Origin of the sequence: Flexithrix dorotheae DSM 6795 (assembly GCF_000379765.1) — a bacterium.
Classification (GTDB): domain Bacteria; phylum Bacteroidota; class Bacteroidia; order Cytophagales; family Flammeovirgaceae; genus Flexithrix; species Flexithrix dorotheae.
In genome coordinates, this window is record NZ_KB903446.1 from 45,690 (window position 1) to 71,621 (window position 25,932).

Annotated in this window: 20 protein-coding genes; 9 read left to right on the forward strand and 11 right to left on the reverse strand. The window is 39.0% G+C overall.

Annotation, left to right across the window (positions count from 1 at the left end; translation table 11 throughout):
- Positions 1-27 precede the first annotated feature (27 nt).
- From A3EM_RS0119235 to A3EM_RS0119265, 6 genes are all read right to left on the reverse strand, one after another.
- A complete protein-coding gene (locus tag A3EM_RS0119235) occupies positions 28-1,059 on the reverse strand; it encodes a FecR family protein (protein ID WP_020529875.1) in 1,032 nt (343 codons plus the stop codon).
- A gap of 16 nt (positions 1,060-1,075) precedes the next feature.
- Positions 1,076-1,801: an RNA polymerase sigma factor gene (locus A3EM_RS42960; protein ID WP_020529876.1), complete on the reverse strand. Its 726-nt coding sequence runs from the start codon at positions 1,799-1,801 to the stop codon at positions 1,076-1,078.
- Positions 1,802-2,032: 231 nt separating this feature from the next.
- The gene (locus A3EM_RS42965; RefSeq protein WP_052323369.1) at positions 2,033-3,514 is read right to left on the reverse strand and encodes a sulfatase family protein; all 1,482 of its coding nucleotides are present in this window, start codon (positions 3,512-3,514) and stop codon (positions 2,033-2,035) included.
- Between the two features lie 293 nt (positions 3,515-3,807).
- On the reverse strand, positions 3,808-4,683 hold the full coding sequence (locus tag A3EM_RS0119255; RefSeq protein ID WP_020529879.1) for an SDR family oxidoreductase: 876 nt from the start codon (positions 4,681-4,683) through the stop codon (positions 3,808-3,810).
- Between the two features lie 37 nt (positions 4,684-4,720).
- On the reverse strand, positions 4,721-5,290 hold the full coding sequence (locus tag A3EM_RS0119260; RefSeq protein WP_020529880.1) for a hypothetical protein: 570 nt from the start codon (positions 5,288-5,290) through the stop codon (positions 4,721-4,723).
- Between the two features lie 53 nt (positions 5,291-5,343).
- Complete coding sequence (locus A3EM_RS0119265) at positions 5,344-6,432, reverse strand: serine hydrolase domain-containing protein (RefSeq protein WP_020529881.1); 1,089 nt, start codon at positions 6,430-6,432, stop codon at positions 5,344-5,346.
- A gap of 271 nt (positions 6,433-6,703) precedes the next feature.
- On the opposite strand from A3EM_RS0119265, the gene A3EM_RS0119275 reads away from it, so the two are divergent.
- The 9 genes from A3EM_RS0119275 (at position 6,704) to A3EM_RS0119320 (ending at position 15,845) form a co-directional block, all read left to right on the forward strand.
- Positions 6,704-7,267, forward strand: coding sequence for a TetR/AcrR family transcriptional regulator (locus A3EM_RS0119275; protein WP_020529883.1), 564 nt, complete (start codon positions 6,704-6,706; stop codon positions 7,265-7,267).
- Positions 7,268-7,347: 80 nt separating this feature from the next.
- Complete coding sequence (locus tag A3EM_RS0119280; RefSeq protein WP_020529884.1) at positions 7,348-8,082, forward strand: cysteine hydrolase family protein; 735 nt, start codon at positions 7,348-7,350, stop codon at positions 8,080-8,082.
- 33 nt (positions 8,083-8,115) lie between these two features.
- The gene (locus tag A3EM_RS0119285; protein WP_020529885.1) at positions 8,116-9,093 is read left to right on the forward strand and encodes an alpha/beta fold hydrolase; all 978 of its coding nucleotides are present in this window, start codon (positions 8,116-8,118) and stop codon (positions 9,091-9,093) included.
- Positions 9,094-9,151: 58 nt separating this feature from the next.
- A complete protein-coding gene (locus A3EM_RS42970; protein WP_020529886.1) occupies positions 9,152-9,589 on the forward strand; it encodes a hypothetical protein in 438 nt (145 codons plus the stop codon).
- Positions 9,570-9,887 (forward strand): thioredoxin, encoded by a 318-nt coding sequence (gene trxA, locus A3EM_RS0119295; protein ID WP_020529887.1) that lies wholly within the window; start codon positions 9,570-9,572, stop codon positions 9,885-9,887. Before A3EM_RS42970 ends, trxA begins: the two co-directional genes overlap by 20 nt.
- A 67-nt stretch (positions 9,888-9,954) precedes the next feature.
- Positions 9,955-10,365 carry a nuclear transport factor 2 family protein gene (locus A3EM_RS0119300; protein ID WP_026210409.1) on the forward strand — a complete coding sequence of 137 codons (411 nt, stop codon included), beginning with the start codon at positions 9,955-9,957 and terminating at the stop codon, positions 10,363-10,365.
- A 5-nt stretch (positions 10,366-10,370) separates the two neighbouring features.
- Complete coding sequence (locus A3EM_RS0119305; protein ID WP_020529889.1) at positions 10,371-11,360, forward strand: type I glyceraldehyde-3-phosphate dehydrogenase; 990 nt, start codon at positions 10,371-10,373, stop codon at positions 11,358-11,360.
- A gap of 10 nt (positions 11,361-11,370) precedes the next feature.
- A complete protein-coding gene (locus tag A3EM_RS0119310; protein ID WP_020529890.1) occupies positions 11,371-11,982 on the forward strand; it encodes a pyridoxamine 5'-phosphate oxidase family protein in 612 nt (203 codons plus the stop codon).
- 221 nt (positions 11,983-12,203) lie between these two features.
- Positions 12,204-15,845 (forward strand): BamA/TamA family outer membrane protein, encoded by a 3,642-nt coding sequence (locus A3EM_RS0119320; protein WP_020529891.1) that lies wholly within the window; start codon positions 12,204-12,206, stop codon positions 15,843-15,845.
- A gap of 74 nt (positions 15,846-15,919) precedes the next feature.
- Here A3EM_RS0119320 and A3EM_RS0119325 read toward each other — a convergent pair whose 3' ends face one another.
- The 5 genes from A3EM_RS0119325 to A3EM_RS0119345 form a co-directional block, all read right to left on the reverse strand.
- Complete coding sequence (locus A3EM_RS0119325; protein WP_020529892.1) at positions 15,920-16,858, reverse strand: ketopantoate reductase family protein; 939 nt, start codon at positions 16,856-16,858, stop codon at positions 15,920-15,922.
- Between the two features lie 45 nt (positions 16,859-16,903).
- Positions 16,904-18,943, reverse strand: coding sequence for a S9 family peptidase (locus A3EM_RS0119330; RefSeq protein ID WP_026210411.1), 2,040 nt, complete (start codon positions 18,941-18,943; stop codon positions 16,904-16,906).
- 252 nt (positions 18,944-19,195) lie between these two features.
- Positions 19,196-20,800: a sulfatase family protein gene (locus A3EM_RS0119335; RefSeq protein ID WP_020529894.1), complete on the reverse strand. Its 1,605-nt coding sequence runs from the start codon at positions 20,798-20,800 to the stop codon at positions 19,196-19,198.
- Between the two features lie 220 nt (positions 20,801-21,020).
- Positions 21,021-23,204, reverse strand: coding sequence for a glycoside hydrolase family 9 protein (locus A3EM_RS0119340; RefSeq protein ID WP_020529895.1), 2,184 nt, complete (start codon positions 23,202-23,204; stop codon positions 21,021-21,023).
- 265 nt (positions 23,205-23,469) lie between these two features.
- Complete coding sequence (locus A3EM_RS0119345; protein ID WP_020529896.1) at positions 23,470-25,872, reverse strand: glycoside hydrolase family 31 protein; 2,403 nt, start codon at positions 25,870-25,872, stop codon at positions 23,470-23,472.
- Positions 25,873-25,932: the final 60 nt, after the last annotated feature.

A 25,932-nucleotide genomic window follows, 5' to 3' on the forward strand; every position in this document is an offset into this window, starting at 1 on the left:
TGAATTATTGAGGATTTAAAAAAGTCCTTATCTGATGTAGACTTTTTTATCTTTAATCTCAAACTCGAATTTTCCAATGAAACTTAAGCCTTCCAGCAGGTGATCGAGAGACTCGTTTTGGTACTCACTGGTAAATCCTTTCTTTAATTTGATTTCCCTTTCCAGAATAAATTCTACACCATACCACTGCTCCAGTTTGTCGATTATCTGAGGGAATGTAGCCGCCTTAAAAATAATTTTTCCATCTATCCAGCTGATTTCATCTGATTCAAACCACCCTTTTTTTAGCGAGAGAGAAGATATATCAAATTTTGCCTGTTCTCCTGGCAATAGGGTAATGGCCTCATTTTTTGTCTGGTTTTCTACCCTTACTTCTCCAGTCACTACAGAAACTTTAATAGAATTTTCCCAGGGAAAAGCTTTGATATTAAAAGAAGTCCCCAGCACCAGCGTAGAAATATTTCCAGATTTAATGATGAAAGGATGAGCTGTATCCCTTTTAACCTCAAAAAAGGCCTCTCCAATTAATTCCACCTCTCTGGTCGCCCCTGTGAATGTTTCCGGTAAACGGAGCTTACTCCCTGAATTCAGTTTTACTTTTGTTCCATCACTAAGTGAAAATGAGGTTTTCACACCAAAAGGATTATCCTTTTCAATAATTTTTACAGCAGTGTCTGAATGGGGACCAGGTTGAAAAACAAAGAAAAACAGGTAATAGGAAAGTCCTCCCATTATTAACAGAGAGGCCGCTAGTCCTTTCATCCAGGTGGAAAAGGGAAATTTAAAGTGACGGGATATTGGCTTCTCCTGTTGTCTTTTTTCAGCTTTCATGATCTCTTCAAACATGCCGGTGTACATGCTATCCTCCAGTTCAATGTTTCGCTTATATTGGATGAGGCTGACTAAATGGCGGGCTTTTCTAATATCTTTAGCTTTTTCAGGATGATTTACAAGCCATTTGCTCCAAAAATGATTTGTTTCTTCATTTGGTTCTCTTACCCAACTTACAAAAAACTCATCTGTCAGGAAGTCATTTATATGATATTCTGAATAATTCATTCTGTTCAATTTTCAATTATTTTATTGAATGGTAAGCGGTGAAAGTTCCCAGAGAACTTAACAAAACCGGAAGAAGCACAGAAGGCATAAATCCATCGTTATGTCCTTCTCCAAACTCTTTTTTCAAGGCTGCCAAAGCCCTGTAAAGTAGTTTCCGGGCTGACTTTGCATTTTTGAGTTCCATGGCCTGAGCCAGTTCTATGTAGGAAAATCCCTCTTTATAAAATAACAATATGGCTTGTCTCTGTTTTGAGGTAAGGGTTTCCAGTGCCTTGCTCAGCATTTCCAGATTTTCTTTGGAAAATTCTTCGCGAATTATTTTTGTCTCTGTAGATAATTCAATCCCAAATCCTTTTTCCTCAATAGTAGTGGAATTAAAAATGTACCTCTTTTCTTTGTTAAGCTTCCTGATGATTTCTCTTGATAAAGCTTTAAACAGGTAGGCTTTTATAGAAGTAACATCCGAAAGGTTGTTTCTTTGCCTCCTCAAATCGATAAACATGTTTTGCGTGCAATCCCGGATAAGCTCAATATTATCAGTATACTGGTATCCAAAATTAAACAACAAAGCAGTGTATTTTCTGTAGATAAGATTAAAGGCCGATTCATCCCCTTTTTTAAAGGAAATCCAAATTTCATAATCGCTCCTTCCTGCCTCCTTTTGACCAGAGCTGAAAGCTGATCCGCTAAAACTTCCAACTTTATATTCAGGACCGGAGCCTTCCGCATTTAGTTCTTTCATTTTTCATATTCAGTTTGTGGATAGTAAGATTTCCTTTTTTAAAGGATAGTAATAAAACTTAAGGCTGATGAAAGTTTGAAAAAGGCTCGATAAAAATTGAAACCCTTTGTAAGCTATAGGGAGCCCTTTTTCAATTTGACCCCATGGGAAAGGTTTTTTTTTATAATTTAAGGAATTATTTTGTCTTCATCGTTTCTTTATCCTGAAAATGAGGTACTCAATAGGCCTGAATCAGGGTTTTTGTTCGATGGCAGTCATTACCCTTGCTTTTTGCTTTTCAATCGCTTCCGAATACCTTTCAAAAGACATTTTCCTATAGTCTTCAAAATGTTGCTTAATGTTTTCTGAATCTTCTTCCAGGCCCTTGTCATTGATATCCTCCAGCCATTTGTCCAAAATATCGGAAAGTCGCTTTTTTTCTTTTTGCCATTCCGGAGCTGTTGCCAAGTTCTGTAGTTCAAAAGGATCACGCTCCAGGTCATATAATTCTTCTTCAGGTAATGGGGCTAATAACCTGGCCTGATCCGAAGTTAACATTCCTTTTTCATCAAGAATATTCAGTACATGGTAAACTGGATGTTTGGCTTTGCGGTAATAGGTAGCCCCTTCATTTATGGAAAAGCCATGGTTATAATTTCTGTTATACCTGAATTTTTCCGTTCTTATACTTCTTGTTTTGAAAAAGGTTTCCCCAATCCGGTCGGTAGAACTAAAAATATATTTCCTTTTAACCTCTTTTTCCTTTCCCAAAAAAACCTTCCCTTCCATATATTCCGGCTTGCTTATGCCTGCCAGTGCCAGAGAAGTGGCCGCCACATCAATAGCACTGATTAAATCGGAATTTTCTTTCCCGTTTTTATAACCTTTGGGCACCTTAATGTTTTGGGGGATAGAAATAATGAGGGGAATTTGCAGACCACTTTCATAATTAAAACACTTGCCTCTTGTAAATGGCCTTCCATGATCGGAAAAGAAAATAATTATTGTATTTTCATACAAACCGTTTTCCTTTAACTTTTGAATGACCTGTCCTACCTGCGCATCCAACAATTGCACACTTTCCAGATAACTTGCCCAGTCCTGTTTCACCACAGGATGATCCGGATAATAGGGAGGAACACTTACTTCTTCAGGAGAAATTGGCCGTTTCTTGTCTTCTTCGAAATCCCGGTGGGTCAGCCTGAAATTTACCTGGGCAAAAAATGGCTGATGATTTTTAATATCTTCCCAACTGTTTCCCTGAAAAGGTTTCTGATGTACTTTAAACATCCAATCCGACTTCCCTGTCCCTATCTCATCTTTGATTTTTGCAGTGAAATATCCATTATCATTAAAAATTTTGGTGAGGGGTATAATTCCTTCCGGCAATTCGGGCTTATCCTTTTCAGCATATCTCATGTGATAGGCCCCAATGGAATTCTGGTACATTCCCGTGCCCAAAGCAGTCCGGCTTGGGGAACAAACCGGAGAAGTGGTAAAAACTTTGTGGTATAAATGGCCATTGCTGGCCAGCTGGTCAATATTTGGTGTTTGAACAATCCCATTGCCATAGCAACCTAGATCCGGAGAAAGGTCTTCGGCTAAAAGCCAGATAATATTTGGGTTCTCATTTTGTGCTAAAGTTGTTTGTATTTCAAAAATAAAGGAAAGAATAAAGACCAGCAGAACAGTAGTTTTGAGCAGCATGTGAATAAAGATTAGTGAATAACTCATCTCAATTTACCATGCTTAATCCACAGAAGAAAAATTTGAGACGTCCAAAGTCGGTTCAATGCTTGTTCACACTGAATGAATAAGACACCCTGCTGAAAATGTGAAAGTTACAAATTAGAATTTAAAGGGTATTCACCGGATCAAATGATTACCTGCTTTACATTCAAGTTAATTTTTGCTTGTATATGGAAGTCTGATTTTAGTTTTTTGTAAACAATTTCTTCCCTTTCCAAAAGGTGATTTTTTTTCTCCATGGGAAAAACCAAATCAAACTCCCGGGCCATCCCTTGCTTTCAAACCGTACTTTCCATAACTGATATTTGATCAGCTTCCTGGTGGAAAAAGGTACTTAAGCGATGGATTCCATACCTGGGGGCTATATTATCCTGGGCCATCATGGTAAGAAAGAATTCAAAAGGTCCGTAAGTTTTGGCGGAAGTAAAAATCCTCATTACTGAAATAGTGGCTTTCCTGATCCAATCCGGTAGATGAATAATTTTTTCTGGCTTGCCAAAAGCTTTCAGGGCCAGGGTTGCTATTTCTTTTTGTGTTAAAATATCCGGACCACCTATAGCAATTTGATTTTCCTTAGAATCCAGCGACTCCAAAATGAAGTTGGCTAAATCCTCCCCATGAATGGGATTAAGCTTATATTCTCCTCTGCCAAAAAGGTACACTTTTCCCGTTTTTGCCATTTCTAAAAAATCCTTCATGTCTGAAAAGAATCCGTTTGGCCGGATGATGATATAGTCCAAACCTGAATCTTTTAAGGCATCCACAAACTTTTCTTTGGCTTCCATTATTTTTAGTTGCCTCATCTTATCCCCGTTAATGGCCGAAACATATATGAATTTTTGAATTCCGGCAGCCTTCGCTTCGTTTAAGAGGTTCATATTAGCCTGATAATCCACATCCATATAATTTAGCCCGTCCTTTTGTCTGGTGATTCCCAATGAGGAAATCACCATGTCTAACCCTTCAAATGTACCTTTTAGCGAAGTTGGGTCTGTAGCTTCTGCAATAATCATTTGTTCTTTCTTTACACCCAGGTTCACCAACTTAGTACGATTCCTGGCAATCGCTTTAAAATCCACGTCATGTTGAATAAGTGCTTTTATTAAATGACTTCCCAGGTATCCGGTCGATCCTGCTACTAATATTTTTTTCATTTGTTGTGTTTATTTAAATAAGAGCCTGTTTTTAAATTTAATAGAATGTAAAACCAAGCCCCATGGTGAATGAAGTTCCTTCTCTACTTTTTCCGTTATCCAGCTTAACACTGGCCATAAACACATGTGCCTGTAAATCCAATGCCCATTTTTTAGTCTGTTTAATTTCATATCCGGTACCCAGCAAAACCCCTTTTCCCCAATTATTTTTTTCATCCAGTTCGCTTCTTTTTTCGTAAATCGCAGGCATATCCAGGGCTACTCCGAATCCTCCACTTACCCACCATTTATCAGCAGCCCAATATTGCACCGAAGGGATGTATCCCTCAAAACTTCGGTCTTTGTTATTGAGCTCATAAATTTGGCCTGGGGTATTAAGATAAATTGCCAGATCATTATTCACAAACCATCCTAGTTTTAAATTTAGTAATGAAAATCCTCCCTGGGTTTCGGATGATTCCAATCCATTTGTAAAGTGAATCACTCCTCCACCCACAGATGCGCCAATGGTAAACCGCTTCCTTACAGGTGTGGTATGCGTCATGTTTTGAGTAAAGGCATTAAAAGCCGTGAATAACAGTATTGCTGAAAAAACTAATTGTTTCATTTTTTGAGTTTTTAATAAGAAAATTGGAAATAATTATTTTGAGTACTTAGGTATTAATTAAATTGAAATTCGTGTTTGGTCAGCGCTTCCAGAATGAGGTTTCTTTTGGTTCCTCCATCTTCCTCATTTCCCAATACTACAATCAAGCTGTTCGATTCCGGGAGCAATGCAATCAGGCTGCTATATCCATCAATATCCCCACCGTGGAAATACATGAGGTTTCCATTTTCTCTCATGGTATTCCAGCCAAAACCAATGGCATAATAACCATCTTCCGCAGGTGCTGCCACAAATACTTCTGATTTCTCTTCTTCTGTTAAAAATTGATTTCCCAATAAGGCATCACCCCATTTTTCCATATCTTCTATATTACTAATCAGGTCTCCGGCACTAAAGGCAAAATGCATGGGATACGGGGCCACCTCTACCCCATCCTTATAACCTTTGGCATAACTTTCATCTGTCATTTCATTTGGCCCTTCCTTAATGGTAGAAAGTCCCAAAGGCTCCATAATTTTTTGATTTAAATATTCATGGTAGCTCATACCTGTTAAATCTTCTATGAGCAATCCCAACATAAAATAATTTGAATTCGAATAAGAATATTCCGCTCCCGGCTCGAATAATAATCCATCAGTTGTGGCCACTTCCACTATTAAATCCAAAATATCTTCTGTAGAAATGGAGACATTTTGATTTTGGGAAAATGGATCTACATGGGCAAAGTAGTCTGGGATGCCCGAATAATGGGTTAAAAGATGACGTAATGTTATTTTATTCCCCTTTGGAAAGTCGTCTATAAAATCACTGATGGGCTGGTCATAACTCTGGATGAAACCATCCCTTTTCAAGTTGACAATTCCAATGGCTGTGAATGCCTTGGTCATTGATCCAATCCGGTAAATGTGTGCTGTGGAATTGAAGATGTTAGTAGATTTGTCCGCCATACCAAAACCAGATCTCACAATATCCTTATTCCCTTTCCTGATGAGAATACTTCCCGAAAATTCAATTTCTTCCAAAAATGCGCTGGCAGAGGTGTAAGTCCCCACAACTGGTGCGGGAGCCGGGTCATCCTCGCTACAGGAAATTTGAATTAAAACCAGGACAATAGGTAAAACAAGAGTTAAATAGTTTTTCATGATGTTTTTTGATTTTCAAAAATTTTAATACTTCAAAGTTGGGGTGAGATGATCCCTTATTCGTCCGGAATTATTTATCAGGACCTTTTAAGGATGGGCAACAGGAATGAAAGGAAATCCAGGTCTTATTTTAGGAGGAAATCAAAAAAGGAACATTTATTAAAAATCTGAAAATGAAAATCAGGACAATTGTGCGAATACTAAATGTTAAAAAATGTTAAAAATACAGACAAGTCTGTTCATTTAGGAAAATTCCCCGTATTGTTGTAATATGAAAAGATCGGGAGTAAAAGAACGGATAATTGAAACAGCCTCAAGATTATTTTACAATGAGGGCTATAACCAGACTGGTATAAATCAGATTATTGAGGAGGCCAATGTGGCAAAGGCGAGTATGTATCAACATTTTCGTTCTAAAGAAGACATCGCAGTGGCTTATCTGGAAAGAAGACACCAGATCTGGATGAATAATCTATTCGATTTTGTTTCTGGCCAAACTGATTATAAAAATAAGGTGTTATCAAGCTTTGAGTACCTTAACAGCTGGCTAACTGAGGTTGGGTTCAGGGGATGTGGCTTCCAGAATATTATCACGGATTTACCAAAAGACCACACAAAAATTAAAGCCCAGACACTATATCATAAAAATGTGCTCAGGAAATGGATTCAGGACCTGGTAAAGGAGGATAAACAATATTCAGAAAATGAAGCCGAGGAACTCGGAGATGAAATCATGGTACTACTTGAGGGGGCAATTATGTTGTCCCAAATTCAAAAAGCAGCCTGGCCAATTTTAAAAGCCAAAAATGTTTGCCAAAAATTATTAAACAAATAAAGGGGAATTTTTTTTAATCAAAACAAACAGACTTGTCTGTATATAAATGAATTTTTTACTATAACCCAACAAAACAAAAAATGAAAAAGCAAATGTTCAATCTCATTATCTTTATTGTAGTAATCATCCTGTCTGGCTCTGGCGTTCATGCACAGATACCTGATCCAGGTTTCGAAGTTGATGAATACACAGCAATTGTGATTACTGATCCTCAAAATGACTTTCTGAGTCCGGATGGAGTATCCTGGGGGGTGATTGGGGAAAGTGTCACAAAAAATAACACTGTAGACAATTTGGAGACACTTTTTAAACTCGCAGAGGCCAATGACATTAAAGTGTTTATTTCACCCCACTATTATTATGAACACGACCATCACTGGAAGTTTGAGGGAGCATTGGAAAAACTTATGCACAATATTTCCATGTTCGACCGGGGAGATCAATTATCTGTAGAAGGTTTTGTAGGCTCAGGAGCCGATTTCCTGGACCGTTACAAACCCTATATTGAAAAAGAACTGGTCACTGTGGTGGGGCCTCATAAAGTCTTCGGTCCGGAACAAAATGATTTGAGTTTACAGCTTAGAAAGCAAAAAATAGATAAGGTAATATTGGCGGGAATGTCCGGAAATCTTTGTGTAGAATCTCATTTAAGGGAATTATTGGAAGATGGCTTTGAAGTCGCTGTAGTTGGGGATGCCACTGCCTCTGCTATTGTTCCCGGATTGGATGGAAACGCAGCGGCCCAAACCAATTTTAGATTCCTGGCCAGTCATGTATTTTCTACCGCAGAAGTTGAAAGTCTGTTAAAAAAATAAAAATTATCTCATCGGATAATTCAAAATACCATCATGAAAACTAAAATCTTTAACTCTGTAATGGCCCTTGTGTTTCTTTCAATAGCCACAATCAGCATTTTTTCTTTTAAGGATGTTTCTTTAGGAGCACAACAACTTAAAATGGTATATCCGACCCAACACAATACTATTCAGGTTGATGGACTTTCTATTTTTTATCGGGAGGCTGGAAATCCTGAAAACCCAACTATAGTGCTTTTGCATGGTTATCCGACATCATCGTATATGTTTCGCAATTTGATAACAGACCTGTCTGTTCAGTATCATGTACTTGCTCCCGATTATCCTGGATTTGGCAGAAGCGAACAACCTCCTATGGCAGAATTTGATTACACATTTAAGCATATTACACATACGGTAGAGGGCTTTATAAAATTGAAAAAGCTGGAAAAATACAGCTTTTATCTCATGGATTATGGTGCTCCTATAGGATTTAGAATTGCCCAAAAATATCCGGAGCGGATAACCTCACTGATCATCCAAAATGGAAATGCCTATGAAGAAGGGCTGGAAGATTTTTGGATTCCTTTTAAACAATATTGGAAAAATAAATCCACTGAAGCTGCTCATCAACTGGAGAAATTTCATTCCCCAGAAGGCTTAAAGTGGCAATATACACATGGTGTGAATGATCCCTCATTAATTAGTCCGGACAATTGGGAAATAGACATGCGTCATCTTGAAAGACCTGAAAATAGGGACATTCAGCTGACCTTGTTTTATGATTACCAAACCAATTTGGAGCGGTATCCTGAGTGGCAGGCTTATTTTAGAAACTACCAGCCTAAAACCCTGATTATCTGGGGTAAAAATGATGAAATCTTTCCGGAAAGTGGTGCCAGGGCTTATAAAAAGGATTTAAAAAATCTGGAATTTCATCTGTATGATACAGGGCACTTTGCCCTGGAAACTTATGGAAAAGAAATGTCAAACACTATTTTAAAATTCTTATCGAAAATCAATAATCAATAAAACCAGAAAAGGGAATACTTCCCTTTCCATAAAATGTTCAATCTAAATTTTAATCATCATGGAAACAAAAATTAACTGGCTAAAGGCCATTGTTGCAGGTGTTCTGGGAACAGTTGCATTCGACCTGGCAGGGTTTGTTTTGTTAGGCCAATGGTGGGATATTCCCGGCATTATTGGTCAAAAAACGGAACTGGGACTCGCTTTTGGAGTAATCGGGCATTATGCCAACGGAATTCTACTGGCAGTAATCTATGCCGGAGTTGCTCCATCCTTATGGGGTCCGAATTGGGCAAGAGCATTAACATTTACAACAGCTGAAACAATCGCCTTAGTCTGGCTTTTTATGTTACCGCTTTTGGGCGCTGGAATTGCCGGAACCAAACTGGGTCCTCTTGTACCCCTGATCACCCTGACCAGACACTGGCTCTATGCCATTCCATTAATCTTAATTCTTCACCCTGAAACTTTTAAAACACATGTTACAGCCTCTAAATAATTCGAACTTTGAAGAGACTATCAGAAATAACGATGTCGTGGTAGTCGATTTTTACGCAGACTGGTGTGGCCAATGCCAGGCCATCCATCCCATTCTGGAAGATATATCTGATGATTTCAAAGGAAAAGCCACACTGGCAAAAGTGAATGTAGATCAATTCCCGGAGCTTTCTGGTGAATATGGCATCAAAAGTATACCTACACTGCTTTTCTTTAACAAGGGAGATTTGGTTAAAAGAAAATCAAATACCATTAGTAAAGAAGGAGTAAAGGCAGAGATAACCCAATTGATTGTTTAATCACCCTATGTGCAGGGAGTCTCCGAAAGGAGGCTCCTTTTTAATCAAAAAAAAAATAGAAACTCAAATGGAAAAAAAACATCCCCTGCCCCCTTTTAATGAGGAAACGGCAAAACAAAAAATCCAAATGGCCGAAGATGCCTGGAACTCTCAAAACCCGGAAAAAGTAGCCCTGGCTTATACTCCGAATAGCGAATGGAGAAACAGGGATCAATTTATAAACGGACGTGAAGCTATTGTTGAATTTCTCACTGAAAAATGGGAGAAAGAGCTGGATTATAAATTGAAGAAGGAATACTGGTCACATACCGAAAACCGGATTGCTGTTCGGTTTGAATATGAATATCGAAATGCATCAGGAAAATGGTTCAGGGCATATGGCAATGAAAACTGGGAGTTTGATGAAAATGGACTGATGGCGAAAAGATTTGCCAGTATTAATGATTTAGCAATTGAAGAAAAAGACCGCAAATTTTAAGGCTTATGAAAAAGATTGCAATAAACGGAATGGGAAGAATCGGCAGGACTTCCCTTAAAATAATTTTGGAAAATCCTGACCTGGAATTGGTAGCAGTAAATGATATTGCACCCATTGATAACATCGCTTACCTAATTCAATATGATAGTGTACATGGCAGGTTTGAGAAAAAGGTAGAAGTATTGGATGGGGCACTGGTTATTGATGGAAGGGAAATCGCTTTTTTCAACGAGAAAAATCCTGAAAATTTACCCTGGAAGGATTTAAAAATTGATGTGGTGATTGAAAGCACAGGGATTTTTACCAGTGGAGAAGATGCCACCAAACACATTCTTGCAGGAGCAAAAACGGTAGTGCTTTCCGGCCCAACAAAAAGCCCTGATGTACCTACCGTAGTTCATGGAGTGAATTCAGAGAAGGGTAAAACTTCCATTTTTTCCTGTGCAAGCTGTACCACCAATAATATCAGTCCTGTAATGGAAATTTTAGGCAGAAGAATTGGAATTAGAAAAGCCATCATGACAACTATCCATGCAGACACTGCCTCTAATAAAACCGTAGACGGACCTTCCGGAAAAGATTTCCGAATGGGCAGGTCTGGTTTGCACAACCTTATTCCCACTACAACAGGAGCTGCAAAAGCCACCGCCAAAGCCTTACCTGAATTTACCGGAAAGTTTGATGGATTATCTGTAAGAGTGCCTGTTCCTGTCGGCTCTATTTCCGATATTACTTTGGTGACGGATCGTGTTACTTCAGTGGAAGAAGTGAATGAGATTTTAACCCAGGAGGCCAATTCTGAAAGGTATCAAAATGTATTTGCAGTTACGAATAATCCTCTTGTTTCCACCGACATCATCAAAAGTCCATTTGCTTCTATAGCCGATCTTTCCATGACTAAAGTAGTGGATGGGGATTTATTGAAGGTGCTCACCTGGTACGACAATGAATGGGGATTTACCAGTCAGATGATTAGACAAATCTTAACTCTTTAAAAAAACGACCATGAACTATGCAAAACTTGCCTTTACCGAGGCCATAAAAAAATTGCAGCAAGCTTATGGAAGTCGCTCCAATTATGAAAAAATGGAGCGCTTCTCTGATCAGGAAGGATTAAGCCCAAGAGAAACGAAATTAATTGAAGGCCGGAATAGTTTTTACATGGCTTCCCATGGCGCAAATGATTTTCCGTATATTCAGCACAGAGGAGGACCTACCGGGTTTTTAAAGGTCCTAAATAGCCAGACTCTTGGCTTTCTCGATTTCTCGGGCAATAAACAGTACATTACTGTGGGAAATGCCCAAACCAACAATAAGGTGGCGCTCATTTTGGTGGATTATCCGGCCAGGGCCAGGTTAAAAATTTATGCAGAATTGGAAGTGCTTTCGCTTGAGGAAAATCCCGAACTGACTGCACGACTTTCTTTGCCAGATTATAAACACAGGCCTGAGCGGGTTATTTTGCTTCATATCAAAGCATTCGACTGGAATTGTCCGCAACACCTTACTCCAAGATTTACACAGGAGGAAATTGAAAAAGCTTTTGCACCGCAGTTTGAATATATTCAATACCTGGAAGCTGAGGTTAAACGACTTAGAGATAATCAGAAAAATTAAAAATGCGAATAAAATTGTTCCGGGTGAATAGATGAAACTATTCCAATCAAAAGATCATTATATTTCTTTTATTTTGAACCTGGATTTTTGGAGGTATAAAAAAATGTCCCTTCTGAAATTAACCAAAACACCTTAACCTTTTTATTTGTTAGTCAAAAATCACTATCCGCCAACTTTTTTCAATTTATTTGTGTACAGTTTTAATTTTTTTTCTGGTCCACATGAGCAAAAACTTACTTTTTTTTCCATTCTTTTTGATTATTTCTTTTAATGTTTATTCCCAGGATGTTAAGGTAGTGCTCACTGGAAATACCACCGATCTGAAGCAGCCCGAACAGTTGTTTCAGATGATTGATCAGTATTGCCAACAAAACAGGCAACCAGTTTTATGGGTCATAAATGGAGATTTGTTTCATAAAAAATTGGAGGAAAAAGATATTGTAAACTGGATAGCAGAAGCTGAAAAAGTACTTGACCAACACCAAAATTTACAATTGCTTATCACTCAGGGGGACAGAGACTGGAATAACTCCGGAAAAAATGGATGGGATCAGGTGAAGGAACTTGAAAAAAACCTGAAAAAGAAAAAGCATTCACGGGTTCACTTGTATTTGGAGGAAGGTTGTCCGGGGCCCTGGGTATTCAATTTTTCTCCCATGCTCGAAGTGGTGATCATTAACTCGCAATGGTGGAACCATCCATTTGAAAAACCACTGCCTTCAATGGATATCTGCGATCATGCAGATGAGGATATTTTTCTGGAAGAATTTAAAGATATTCTGGACGAAAGTGGCAATAAAAACCAGTTGCTTATTTCTCACTTCCCTTTAGAATCTATGGGAAAATATGGGGGGAAATTTCCAGTGTCTGCTTACCTTTTTCCTCCTTTGGTAGGGAATGCAGTAGTGGCTTATCATCAGAATATTGGTAAAAGTACCGATATTGTAAATGAGGAATTTGATGCTTTCAGACATAAACTGAATGATATTTTACTGGAATATAACTCCCTCATTTTTGCTTCTGGTCACGAGAGAAACCATTCCATTATCAAGGTAAATCAAAACTTTTATGTAAACAGCGGGGGTATTGGAAAAAGCCACTTTGTAAGCCATTTAGGGAAGCCTGCTTTTGTATCTAAAAGACAGGGATTTATTGAATTAAATTATCAAGAGAATGGAGAAATTAGTTATCAGTTTTACCAGTGGAAGGAAGAATATTTACAAACAGCAAATTCCGGGGTAATACTGAAGTCTCCCTGTAAAAATCCAGAAGATACACAGCGAAACCAGGCCTATCAACCTTGTATGTCCCCACCGCCAAATCCAGAGAATGACACCATTGATTATAGTAAACAAGTGCATGTAATGGCCGGGCCTCAGTACCAGATGAGTAATTTTGGTAAGTTTTGGCTGGGGGAACATTACCGGAAATCATGGACCACTCCGGTGAAAGTTCCTTATTTAAATTTAGATACGACTTTCAATGGATTAACAGTGAAGGAAAAAGGTGGTGGCCGGCAAACTACTTCCCTAAAAATGAAAGCTGGAAATGGGAAAGAATATGTTTTTCGGTCGGTGGATAAAGACCCTTCCAAAGCCATTAGTTATGACCTAAGGGGAACAATTGTGTCCAAGGTAGTAAAAGATCAGACCACTACCCAACAACCCTATGGGGCTATGGCGGTAGATCCCTTACTCAACAAAATCGGGATTTTACATGCCCATCCCAAACTATACCTACTGCCTGACGCCCATAAACTTGGGACTTTTAGAACTCAATACAAAAACCTGCTGGGGATGCTGGAAGACCGGCCTACCGACAATGTAGATGATGAGCAAATTTTTGGTGACGCAGATGACATTGTAAAAAGCTATAAATTATTTGAAGAATTATATGAAGATCATGACAGCTATATTGAGAAGGGAGAATTCTGTAAAGCCAGGGTTTTTGATATCCTTGTAGGCGACTGGGGAAAGCATGAAGATAACTGGAAATGGGCAGAATATGATTTTGATGGCGGGAAGCGATACAGACCCATCCCTCGGGATCGCGATCATGTTTTTTCAAGTTGGGACGGTGTATTCCCCTACCTGGCTGACAGGGAATGGGCTAAACCAAGCGGGGAAAATTTTGATTATGAACTTAAAGGCCTCAGAAGCCTCATGTGGCAGGCCAGGCATTTGGACCGGTTTTTAGGCAATGAACTCACGAAAGAGGACTGGATTGCAGCAGCAGGGGAAATCCAATCCATCATTTCCGCAAAAGACCTGGAAGCAGCTGTAAAAAATATGCCTTTGGAAATCTATGAAACGGATGGAAAAATCATTGAAAATAAACTAAAAGCCAGAATTAAGGACCTGCCAAAATATGCAGAGGAATATTATAAATTACTGGCCAAAGAAGTGGATGTAGTAGGATCAAATAAATCTGAATATTTTTATGTGAAAAGAAATCCTGATGGAAGTGTCTTGGTAAAAGTCACTGATTTGGATAAAAAAACACAACAGCCGATTGAAAACCGAAAATATTACCAAAGAATTTTTTACCCGGAAGAAACTCAGGAAATTCGTTTATTTGGATTAATGAATGATGATGTTTTTCTGCTGGAAGGTGAGGCAGAAACCTCTATTCTTGTAAGAATAATCAGTGGATTTGGAGAAGACAAAATTACAGATCAATCCATTGTGGGAAAAGGGGGAAAACATACACTGGTTTATGATAAAGATGAGGCTGGCAGTTATCAACTGGGAAATGAGGGCAAGAGCGTTCGCCCGAAAGAGGATGACCTGTATTATTACAACCGGACTGCTTTTAAGTACAACACCTATTTCCCTCAGATTTCCCTTACCTACAACCCCTTTATCGGACTAGCTTTAAACAGTGGTATCACTTTTACCAGACAAAATTTTTCCAAGCCAGATTTTAGTGCCAAGCACCATATCAAAGGTTCGGTCACTACCCAGGGTAATTTTGAATTGAGTTATTCTAACCAGATCCGGTACCTGATAGGAAAATGGGATGGTATATCTGAATTTCAAATCTCCCAGCCTTTAAATTATAATTATTTCTTTGGCATAGGAAATGATACCGAAAATGACCAGAACAAGGACAAAGATTTCTACAGGGCCCAGTACAATTCTATCAAAGTTTCATTGGGTCTTTCCCGAAAATTCTGGAAACAAAGTCTGATCGAATTGACCGGAAAGTATGAAAAAAACAGAGGACTGGTAAGAGCAGGCAGTTTTCTGGCTGAAAACCCTGACATTTTCGGGACCTCTGCTTTGGATTTAATTTACTTCAAAGGTTTATTGGAATTGGATTTCCGGGACAGAGTGGCTTTACCAGAAAGAGGTTTCAGATTAAAACTGACACAGTTTACCGGCAACATTACCCAATCAGAAGATAAGCTTGTCAATATCTCAGCCCTGGAAATGGAACAATACCTGTCTACTTATGCTAAAAATCCGCTCACCTTCGGATTGAGAGTAGGAGGAGGTATTACAAGCGGCCAGTTGCCTTATTACAAATTGTTTTCTCTGGGCCAGCTCAATGACCTGAGGGGATACAGACGGAACCGGTTTACCGGGGAGTCTAAAGCTTTTTTGAATTCCCTGTTAAGGTGGCAATTTGTAGAAACGAAAAACACTTTTATCCCATTCAAAATTGGGATGAGTGTTTTTTATGATATAGGCAGAGTGTGGGCCGAAACCGATCCGGAATCCGCGGACTATTGGCACAGAGGCTATGGAGCAGGATTTTATTTTGTACCCTTCAAAGAGCAATTTGCCTTGCAATTGAGTGCTGGAAGATCAAGAGAAGAACCATTTTTATTGATGTTCGGCATAGGGAGTATTTTTAAATAAGTATTGTTTATAAAATTGCAGTCCCTATTACTCGAACATTCATGTAATTGTTCAGATCTTTTCTGGCTAAAATGCTACTTTTCCTTCCTCGCTTTCAATTCTTTTGGCAGAATACTGTGATATACAAATTTATTTAAAGGTGTTTCCACTGCATACCTTTCCCCTAACCGAACTACACTGCCATTTTGGTAATCAATTTCTGATGGCCTGTTTTCCCAGATATCCCTGGCAAGAGAGAAGGTAGAATCCATAGGAAGGGCATCTATAAAAGCTACGGTTTTCTCCACATAATCAGTCCCAATCGAAATACCAGTTTTAGTGGAAAGCAGGTGAATTTCTGCCAATAATTTTATCATCATTTCCCTGGTTTCTTCAAGGGTCCTAAGTTCACCTAAAGTCTGTCCTGTGATTGCTAATAGTCCTCCTACGCAAATAAAAGCAAACTTTTTCCATATTTCCGAAGCAATATCTTCTGAGATTTTAGAATCAATTCCCACAGTATCAAAAACAGATTTCACATCTTGCATTTGTGCAGAGACCGGCTCATTAATTTTCCCAAAAATGATTGAGGGTTGAGCAGCAAAATGATTAATCACCCCAGGAGATTCAATTTTACTTATAATCCGGCAAACTCCTCCCAACACATGGGAAGCATCAATTTTTTCAGTCAGTTCTTCGGTGGCCAAAACTCCATTCTGCAAAGGCAAAATCAAACTTTTTGCATGAAGTAATGGTATCAATTCCGCACTTAATTCTTTAATTTGCCAGGCCTTTACCCCAAGAATTATTAAATCAACTTTTCCAATTTCTGAAATTTTATCCGTGGCCTTTGCCTGTGCCACATGAAAGTCTCCTAAAATACTTTTGACTGTTAATCCCTTTTCCTTTATGGCACTCAGGTGTTTTCCCCTGGCTAAAAAAGTAACGTCAAATCCGGCTTGTGCCAGTTTACCCCCAAAATAACCTCCGGCTCCTCCTGTTCCTATGATGGCTATCTTCATGTCGTTTTTCATATGGTTGATCGTTAGGTTTTTTACTCAGGCAAAATTAATCGAAATTTATTCATTCTCACCTCTGAACTTATTGAACCAGGCTACAATATGATCGATTTTGGTAATTAACTGGCTGGGACGATTGGCAATAAAATGGTAAGCTCCCGGAATTTCTACCAAAGCAGTTTCTATTTTCCTGATCTTCAGGGCATGATAAAGTTGCTTGGCTTCTGAAATAGGTGTCCTCAAATCATTGGTTCCTACCATCACCATAGCCGGAGTTTCAATGTTTCCTACTAAAGAAATCGGAGAAAATTTCATGTAAGCCTCCTGATTTTCCCAGGGGTAACCGGGATATCGATAATGGTAATATCCATACCAGTTATCGGCTACCAAAGTTTTACTGTACCAGTTCATTACCGGTTTTACCACTGCAGCAGCCCTAAATCGATTTGTTTTTCCAATTATCCATGCAGTCATGATTCCACCGGCACTTCCTCCGGTTACAAATAAACTGTCCTTATCCACAAGGCCTTTTTCAATTAATGCATCCACTCCGGAGATCACATCGTCATAATCCTGGGAAGGATAATTGTGATATAATAAGTTCCCGAATTCTTCACCATAGCTGGTACTACCTCTGGGGTTGGGATAAAAAACCACAAATCCGGCTGTGGCATACAATTGCATTTCCGGGGAAAACCGGTCCCCGTAATTGGATATGGGCCCACCATGATTTTCTACCACCAATGGATATTTTTTCCCTTCCTCAAAAAATGGAGGCTTCACTACCCAACCCTGAATTTTCCGGTCATCATATGATGAATTGTACCAAATTTCTTCTACTTCACCCAAGGTTCTATAATCCAGTAATTCCCCATTTAAATGAGTAATTCTGGAAACCTGATTGCCTTTTCTGATAGTGGCTAAATCAGCAGGATATTCTGGAGTAGTGATATTAAAAGCAAGTAAATCATTTTGGGAAATTGAAAATGAACCCCCGCCATAAGGTCTGGCCACTCCGGTTCCACCTACATTTTCAGCCACTAATTCGAATTTTCCAGCTAATGTGGTAAAGCCAATTTTAGAATTTCCTTCAGAGTCATATTGGAAATACAAGCCATCTCCTTTTTGATTCCAGGTAATATTCGAAACTTGTCTGTCCAGTTTTAAATTGATTTTCTTTTTCCCGCTACCATCTATTTTCATGGTATAAAGTTCAGGGAGTTGGTAAGTTTGAATTTTATCTTCATAACCCAAATAAGCAATGGTTTTACCATCAGGAGAAATCACGGGATTATAATCGGGTCCTTTTCTATCTGTTAAACTATTAATCTTGCCGGTTTCAAGTTCAACTGAATATATTTCCGAATTGCGGTAGTCATATTCCCAGTCTTCATGTCTGTTCGCTGAAAAAATCAACATTTTTCCATCTGCCGACCACTGTACCGACTCCTGGTGCTGAAAATTTCCAGAGGTAATTTGTCGGGGTGTCCCACCTTCTGATGGTATTACAAAATAGTGGTAAAATCCAGGTTCAATAAAACCCGAACCATCAGCTTCGTGCTTCATCCGGGTGGTTACCCTGGGAGCCTCCGCCCAATTGGCGCCTTTAGGTTTTTGAGGCGATTTAGCCAGAAACGGTGGTTCTTCCGGCACTTTCATGGAAAAAGCCAGCCATTTTCCGTCAGGAGACCAGGCGATATTTCCAGGAGATCGATCCAGTTGGGATAGCCTGGCATGTTGGCCGGTTTCCAGCCAGTAAACAAATATCTCCGAACCCTGATCTGTAGAAGAAGTATAGGCTATTTTTTTCCCCTCCGGAGACCATCTCGGGGAAGATTCATTCTGATCATGAGGTGTTAATTTCCTATGATTTGTGCCATCACTGTCGATCATCCAGATTCTTTTGAAACGGTTATCTTCTATGATATCCATCCCGTTTCGGAGGTACAAAATTTTTTGTCCATCTGGGGAAATTTGAGGATCTGAGGCCCATTCCAGTTCAAAAACATCCAACTGACTAAAAGCTGGTTTTTGGTTTTGTCCAATTATAACACTAAACTGAAATAAAAAAAGAAGCGAAATTAGAAGTTTGATTCTCATTTTAATTTTAAAGAAAAAAGTAAAAAAACAGCTTGCTTCGCTTCTGGAATCCATTTTTTTGCTTTAATGAATAAGGACTTCCCCCTTCAATTCTGGTTTTTGGGGGATTATTTAGAATTAAGCTGAAGCACAGCAACTAATTTTGCTGGTAAATTAATGTCTAATTTATCCTTTTTCAAATCAAAGTCATTAAAAGGTTATAGGGGTACCTCCGTAGGGTTTTCAAATAAAAAAAACCGTCCTGGAGCGAACCTAAATATCAAAGCTTCCAGGCATATTAGAGAGATGTTTTGTTAATTCAGCTTTCAGTTCCTGGAAAATTTTTTGGTGAGCCTCACTATTAATCAAATTTATTTGTTCATTAGGATCTTCTTTAAGGTTGTAAAGCTGGTCACGGTCAAAATAATGGGGAACCTTCCCATAAGAACCATGTTCTGCATCCTGGCCTCCTGGAATGAGCGAAAAATGACTATACGGAGTCATTGGATCACTATCATTGGTATTCATTCCTCTGAAGCGTCTGCCTTCATTGTATTTCTCCAGGACTTCAGCCCTTTCTTTCTTACTCATGTTTTCGGCAAATTCAGGATATCTGACAGCTAAATATTTATAATCACCTTTAACAATCGCCCGGGCATATCCCAATTCAAAAAAGAGCGGTTCATCAGAATGATTCTCCTCACCATTTAAATCAGGTACAAAACTTTTCCCATCAAATTGCCCTTCTGTTAATTTTCCACCGGTTAATTCTACTATTGTTGGTGCAAAATCAATATTCAGTACTTTGGCATGGCACACATTTCCACTCTCAAACCCACCTTTCTTCCAGACTATACTTGGATTTAAAACACCACCCTGATATAATGTTCCTTTGGCTTTTTGACCATGATCATTAAAGAAAAATATAATGGTATTGTCGAGAATATTGTTTGCTTCCAATTTGTTCAATAAAGCGCCTAAGGCATCGTCCAGCCAAAGTATATTTTCTTTGTTTCCTCCGCTTAAACCAGCCTCCTTAATTCTTGCGGATAATGTATTTCTGGCAGGTAAAACATTCGGGGCCTGATCAAGATAACCCTTTGCAGTCACCAATGGATTAGCTTCCCAGGACCTCTCTGCATTTGTAGGTCCATGCGGAATAGTTGTAGCAAAATAAAGGAAGAACGGGTTATGCTTGTTTTGATCAATAAAGTTCAGGCCTGCCTCGGCAATCCAATCCATGTTTTGAACAGCCAATTCTCCAAGTCCCACAAAATCGGGATTATCCTGATATATGGCACCAGCATAATCAAAACCGTTGTTTAATATAGCTTGTTCACAGCGGTAATAGTTTTCTTCCACCTTTTCCTTAATTTCAGGATTTTTTGGATCAGCCCAAAAGTCCGGAAAGCGATAAAGACTATCCACTTCAATCACATGGTTTTTGCCAACCATTCCTGTTTTATATCCCAATTCTTTTAGATAGTGCGGTAAAACTTTGTCATTATTTGTGATAAAAGAATTCCACTGAATTACAGTCTGACCTCCATTCTTTTGGGTAAATTGCTGGAATGTTTTGTTTTTAGCCCTGCTTGCATACTTACCAGTTAAAGTATTATATCTACTCGGAGTGCAGACTGGGGAAACGACATACTGATTGATTAATAATGTTCCTTCTGCTGCCAAACGATCCATATTTGGTGTTAGATTTTTACCCTTTCCTTCCGGAAGGCAATTAAACATTTCGGGATACATATCATCCGCTATAAAAAAGATGATATTAGGCTGTTTTTTAGCTACAGTCTGGTCTGTATTATTCTTTTGGTTTCCACAAGACCACAAAATTGAAATTAGAAGGAGTATGGTAAATTTTGACATTTCTGTAAATTTTAATCGTATTTAGTTAAAAATAAGCACCAGTGCTCCACACCGGGTACTCCACATCGGGTGCTCCACACGGGGTAGTATTCTTTCCGAGATATAGTAATCTCTCTATCAGTATTTTATGGCAAGATAATACACGGTTAATTTTGAATTACTACTTCAAAAGCTGGTACAAAATACGGTAGTTAATGCCATTAAATTTCATTCACCCCCCCTATTCAATGACCAGTTTCTGGCTTAACCCACCATTTAAACCTTCCACATTCACCAGGTAAACACCTCTTTCAAAAAGGGGTATATCTATGGAATTAATTCCCTTTATCTCTGTTTCAAATAATTTTTTCCCATCCAGCGCATATATGGAAAGCTTTTGCCCATTAAATCCTTCCGGAAGTTTGATTTTCACACTATTGGTGGCAGGGTTGGGGTAAAGTATTAATTTCAAATCTGATATGAAATCCTCCGGTAATCCGGAAACTATTTTTTCCACTGGTACTGATTTGTCATTTTTAGTAGCAAACTTGGAAAGGAGTCTGATGTAGGAAACCTGATAGCCACAACTATTTTCAGTTACTGACCAGGAATTTATTGGCCAGGTTTCATTGAAGTCCAGATATGATTTTTGAGCTGGTTGTCCTTTGGGAGGGGTAATTTCAATCGAAAGACATTTCTCATTACTTGAAGCACCTCCACAGCCATTTGGGCAACAATTATCCCAATCATAACTTGGGTTCGGTCCACCTGGTACAAATCCGGGTGCTGGCCCGTATTTAGATACTCCTGTTTCATCCCAGTCGGTACCATCATGAAACCAGGTATGGTAAATTTGGTCTGCACAATTGTCTCCTCCATAGGCATACATATTGGTTAAATACAATTTATTTAAAGGATTTACACCGTGCAAATAATGTATGTATCTTTCAGCCGCCTTTTCAGCATCTATCGCCCTAGAAGCATTTAACCCGTAGTGTTTCACCACATAAAAATTTAATCCTTTCTGGGCTTTGGTATTATTGCTACCCCAGGTATAAGTATCTATAAATGCTCCATAAGGATCAACGGCCTCATCATGAGCAGGGAAGTTGATGTCATTGTTGTTAATTGAATTATTATAGGTGGTAATAATGTCATTGACCACACTTGGCGAAGCTCCTTCTAATTGAGTATAGTAGAGCAAAGTTTCCTGTTCCTTTGTTTCAAATGGAAAAACAAAATTCCATTCCATCATGTGGGTCTTTTTATAATTATTTTCAAAATGTGTTTTGTAAGTGGATTCACCGGTAATTTCAAACAAATGCGCTGCTGCTTTCAGACGACCCATTTCCCTTCCATAATCATCCGTTTCCTGTTGTCCGGCCCCGATTCCCACAGATCCATAAGCAGCATCATTATTTTTCCAAATCACATTGGGATTAGCTACAGCCCAGGTCCAGGCGTTTAAAGCTGCTTTTTTTAAAGTATCTGCATAGCCATCCATACCTAATGACGCATATATTTTAGCTCCATATGCAAAAGTACCTGCACCGTTCCAGGTGCTACTGGTATTTACCCCACCATACAAGCTGGGACCTGTGGTGGCTGAAGGAGGACTTGCTCCACTTTCACCTACAATTGAAATCATGCTGCCATCGCTTTTTTGCATTCTCAATAAATGGTCCATCCCCCATTTTGCTTCATCCAGGATATCTGCGATCCCATTTCCTGACTCGGGAATGTTGTAATTATCTCCCCATACCTCCGGATTTTCCTCATAAGCCAGCAACATCGTATGTACATAATTAGCTGTCCAGTTGGTATATTTATTATAGTCTCCCGCATCGTACCAGCCGCCTCTTACATCCCTTTCGGTAGCGGCATTATTTGGATCATCATATACCCTGCTTTCTGTGTCCTGCAATGGTCCCATGTGACTGGCACCATCTGTCCAGCCGTCTTCCGCACAAGGAGCCTCTTTGGCCTGCCCCACTCTTTGATAAAAGAAAGTTCTTACTGCTTGAATGAGTATTTCATTGTAAATATCTTCTCTTATCTCAAATTCAAAAGATCGGACATTGTTGCTAATATCTAAAATATAATAAGTTCCTGGAGAACTATAGGTACTAAAATCAAACCACCATGCTTTATCACCTGAGGAAGTATCTTCTGCACCATTATTCCATAACATAGGAGCCCCCGTAAAAACATGTTGGTCATTAGTAGCATTTACTAAAGCATAGCTGTCACCAGGGATAAAAGATTCTCCTTCATCGAAACCAGTTTGTGGGTCTCTGATCACAGCTATTTTTTCTGAAGATGGTCGATAACCAAACTGATCAATTACGATATGAGTTGTAAGATCCTGAGCCATGCCCTTTAATAAACACATAGCCAACAGGATGGATAATGCTGCTTTTTTCATTTGTTAATTTCTACAATTAAGAATTTTAATAATACCGGTAATTCTCCCTATTTTGAGAGATTAGTGCTTATCTAAAGATCAATTCATCAAACTGACCAGCTTCTCTCCTTTTATTTTGTGCTTGTCCAATCAAAAGTATTCCACTCCAAACCCTGAAAAGCCAATTATCAATGGCTGCTCTGATATTAAAAAAAGTGAATAAAGTGCTATTGGAAAATTAAACCCTTTAATCGATTATTCTATAAATTGAATTATAATCCTTAAATCATTCTAAAATAAATTTTACACCTCCACTAAATGGATTGTTTTTCAATTCATATCCAGAATTAGATTTTTGTAAGGTCAATTCTTCCAACGATTCCTTTTCCGGCAAATAAAGTTTACCAGTTGCATTTTCTTCATTTCCATAGACTTTCAGTTTTATTTTGGACCAGTCGATATCATTGGTAGATTGAGCCAATTCACAATGGGGAATAACTGCTCCTGCTCTCACCAGCACGACAATAGGAATGGAACCTGCCATAATCTTGTGCCAACCTCCTGTGTAGGCTTTTCCAGTCTGATAATCCACCCAGTTTCCCGGAGGAAGATACACATCCCTTCCCTCTGTATTTTCGAAAAGCGGTGCCACAAGCATATCCTGTCCAAATAAGTACTGATTGTCTATCAACCACGATCCAGGATCATCCGGATATTCAATGAATAAGGCTCTTAGCATAGGCAGACCATTTTCACTTGCATGTTTTGCTTGTGAATAGATATAGGGAATCAATTGATAGCGCATATTATCTGCATCCCTGAAAGCATTCATAAAATCCTCCCCATATTCCCAGGGTTCGGTTGGAGGGTTACCATGACTTCGGACATGGCTTGTGAGCATTCCAAATGGTGTCCATCTTCTGTAAACATCTTCGGGAGTAGCGGTAACAAAACCTCCGATATCATGAGACCAAAAAGAAAAACCGGATAATCCTATGGAAAGTCCCCCACGTAAAGTGGCAGACATGGCAGAATTGGTTGCTGCCGGATCTCCTCCCCAATGAACAGGATAACGCTGGCTACCTGCCCAGGTACTCCGTGCCCAGATGAAAGGATACCCTGTAACTTCCCTGGTAACATCTGCCACAACCTTATTATACCGCAACGGGTACATATTGTGTTCATAAAATCCGGTTTTGCCATTACTATACAGGCCATCCGCTGGTGCCGCTTCACCAAAATCAACTTTAATCACACCCACACCCTTCTCCATTAATCCCCGGATTTTATCCTGATACCACTCCACTGTTGCCGGATTGGTAAAATCAGGTATGGCATCCTCCACCGGAATATTCCCTTTCCTGTCCTTAATCGCCAGGTTATTTTCTGTCAATTCCTTATAAAGTGCATTTTGAGGGGTGAAATATGGCAATTGCCAAAGGCAAATTTTAAAACCGTCTTCCTGAAAATCTTCAATCATTTTTTCGGGATTTGGAAAACGATCTACAGGAAATTTGTAATCGTTTCTCCAGTCTACACCAAACCATCCCGTGTCAAAATGAATGACATCAGAGGGAATTTTATTCTCCCTCAGTTTTTTGGCTACTTTTTTCCCGTCTTCTTCAGAAAAGTAGGTAATCCTGCTCATCCAAAATCCAAAAGACCAAAGCGGAGGTAATGAAGCTTTCCCTGTTACATCGGTGTAAGCATCAAGAACATCCTTGGGTTCTCCCAAAAAGATAAATAAATCCAGTTCATCGTCCCCGATCATCATACTATTTACCGGATTGTAATATTTACCGAAATCACAGGTAATTGGTGATGAATGGTGCATAAAAACGCCATAACCACGGCTGCTTAGATAGAATGGAATGGGTTTATACATGGTCTCATTTTGAACTCCATTCGCATCATCTGTCCAAAATATAACCTTGCTGCCCCTTTTGTTGAAATTAGTATAAGATTCCCCACAGCCAAAGATTTTTTCATCAGGAGAAAGGGAAAAAACTGCATTCATACTTCGGGAATAATCTTTGGCTCTTCGGATATACCCAAATGGCGCTGTTGGGGTAAAGGTATTACTGACGTCTGATTTATGAATTGTGCTCGTCAGCAACTTACCTTTCGCATCATAAATATAAACATGCCATGGTTTTTCGGTTATCACTACCCTTCCATTTTCACTTTCATAAACATGCCCCTCTTCAGTTTTAAGATACTTCCAACCCGATCTATCTTCCACAACTTTCCCCGATACAAACATTAGTGATTCCTCCTCACCTCTCAACTGAGGTCCCGAAGTCATTTTGATTCTCAAGGTACGGGAGGATATAAATTCCAGGGAGAAAGGCAGCTCTGGGGAAGCCGCATATTCTGTGGAGGGGAACTCGTTAGCTTCTGCAGGATCTAATCCCGTCAGCATATTGTTAAAAGCCTGACGAGTTACCAGATTATGCCTCAGGTATTTTACCGTTCCTTTTCCGGTTTTCGGATCAAATGAAGTCAGTTCGTCTGCCAGGTAATGCGTATTTCGGAAATCCCAGAAGTCCCCACTTATATCAATTGGTTCATTCAACATTTCTGTTTCCTGTAGCTGGGCACTTGCAGGAAATACAAACTTAAAAGCAAAAAGGAACAGGGCAATTTTAGTAAGGAGGTTTTTAGTTTTCGTGTTTCTTTTGTTTTTCATGAATTTTTACTTCAATTCAATAATTTATTTTAATAAAATCTAATCGTTCTATTTTATCCA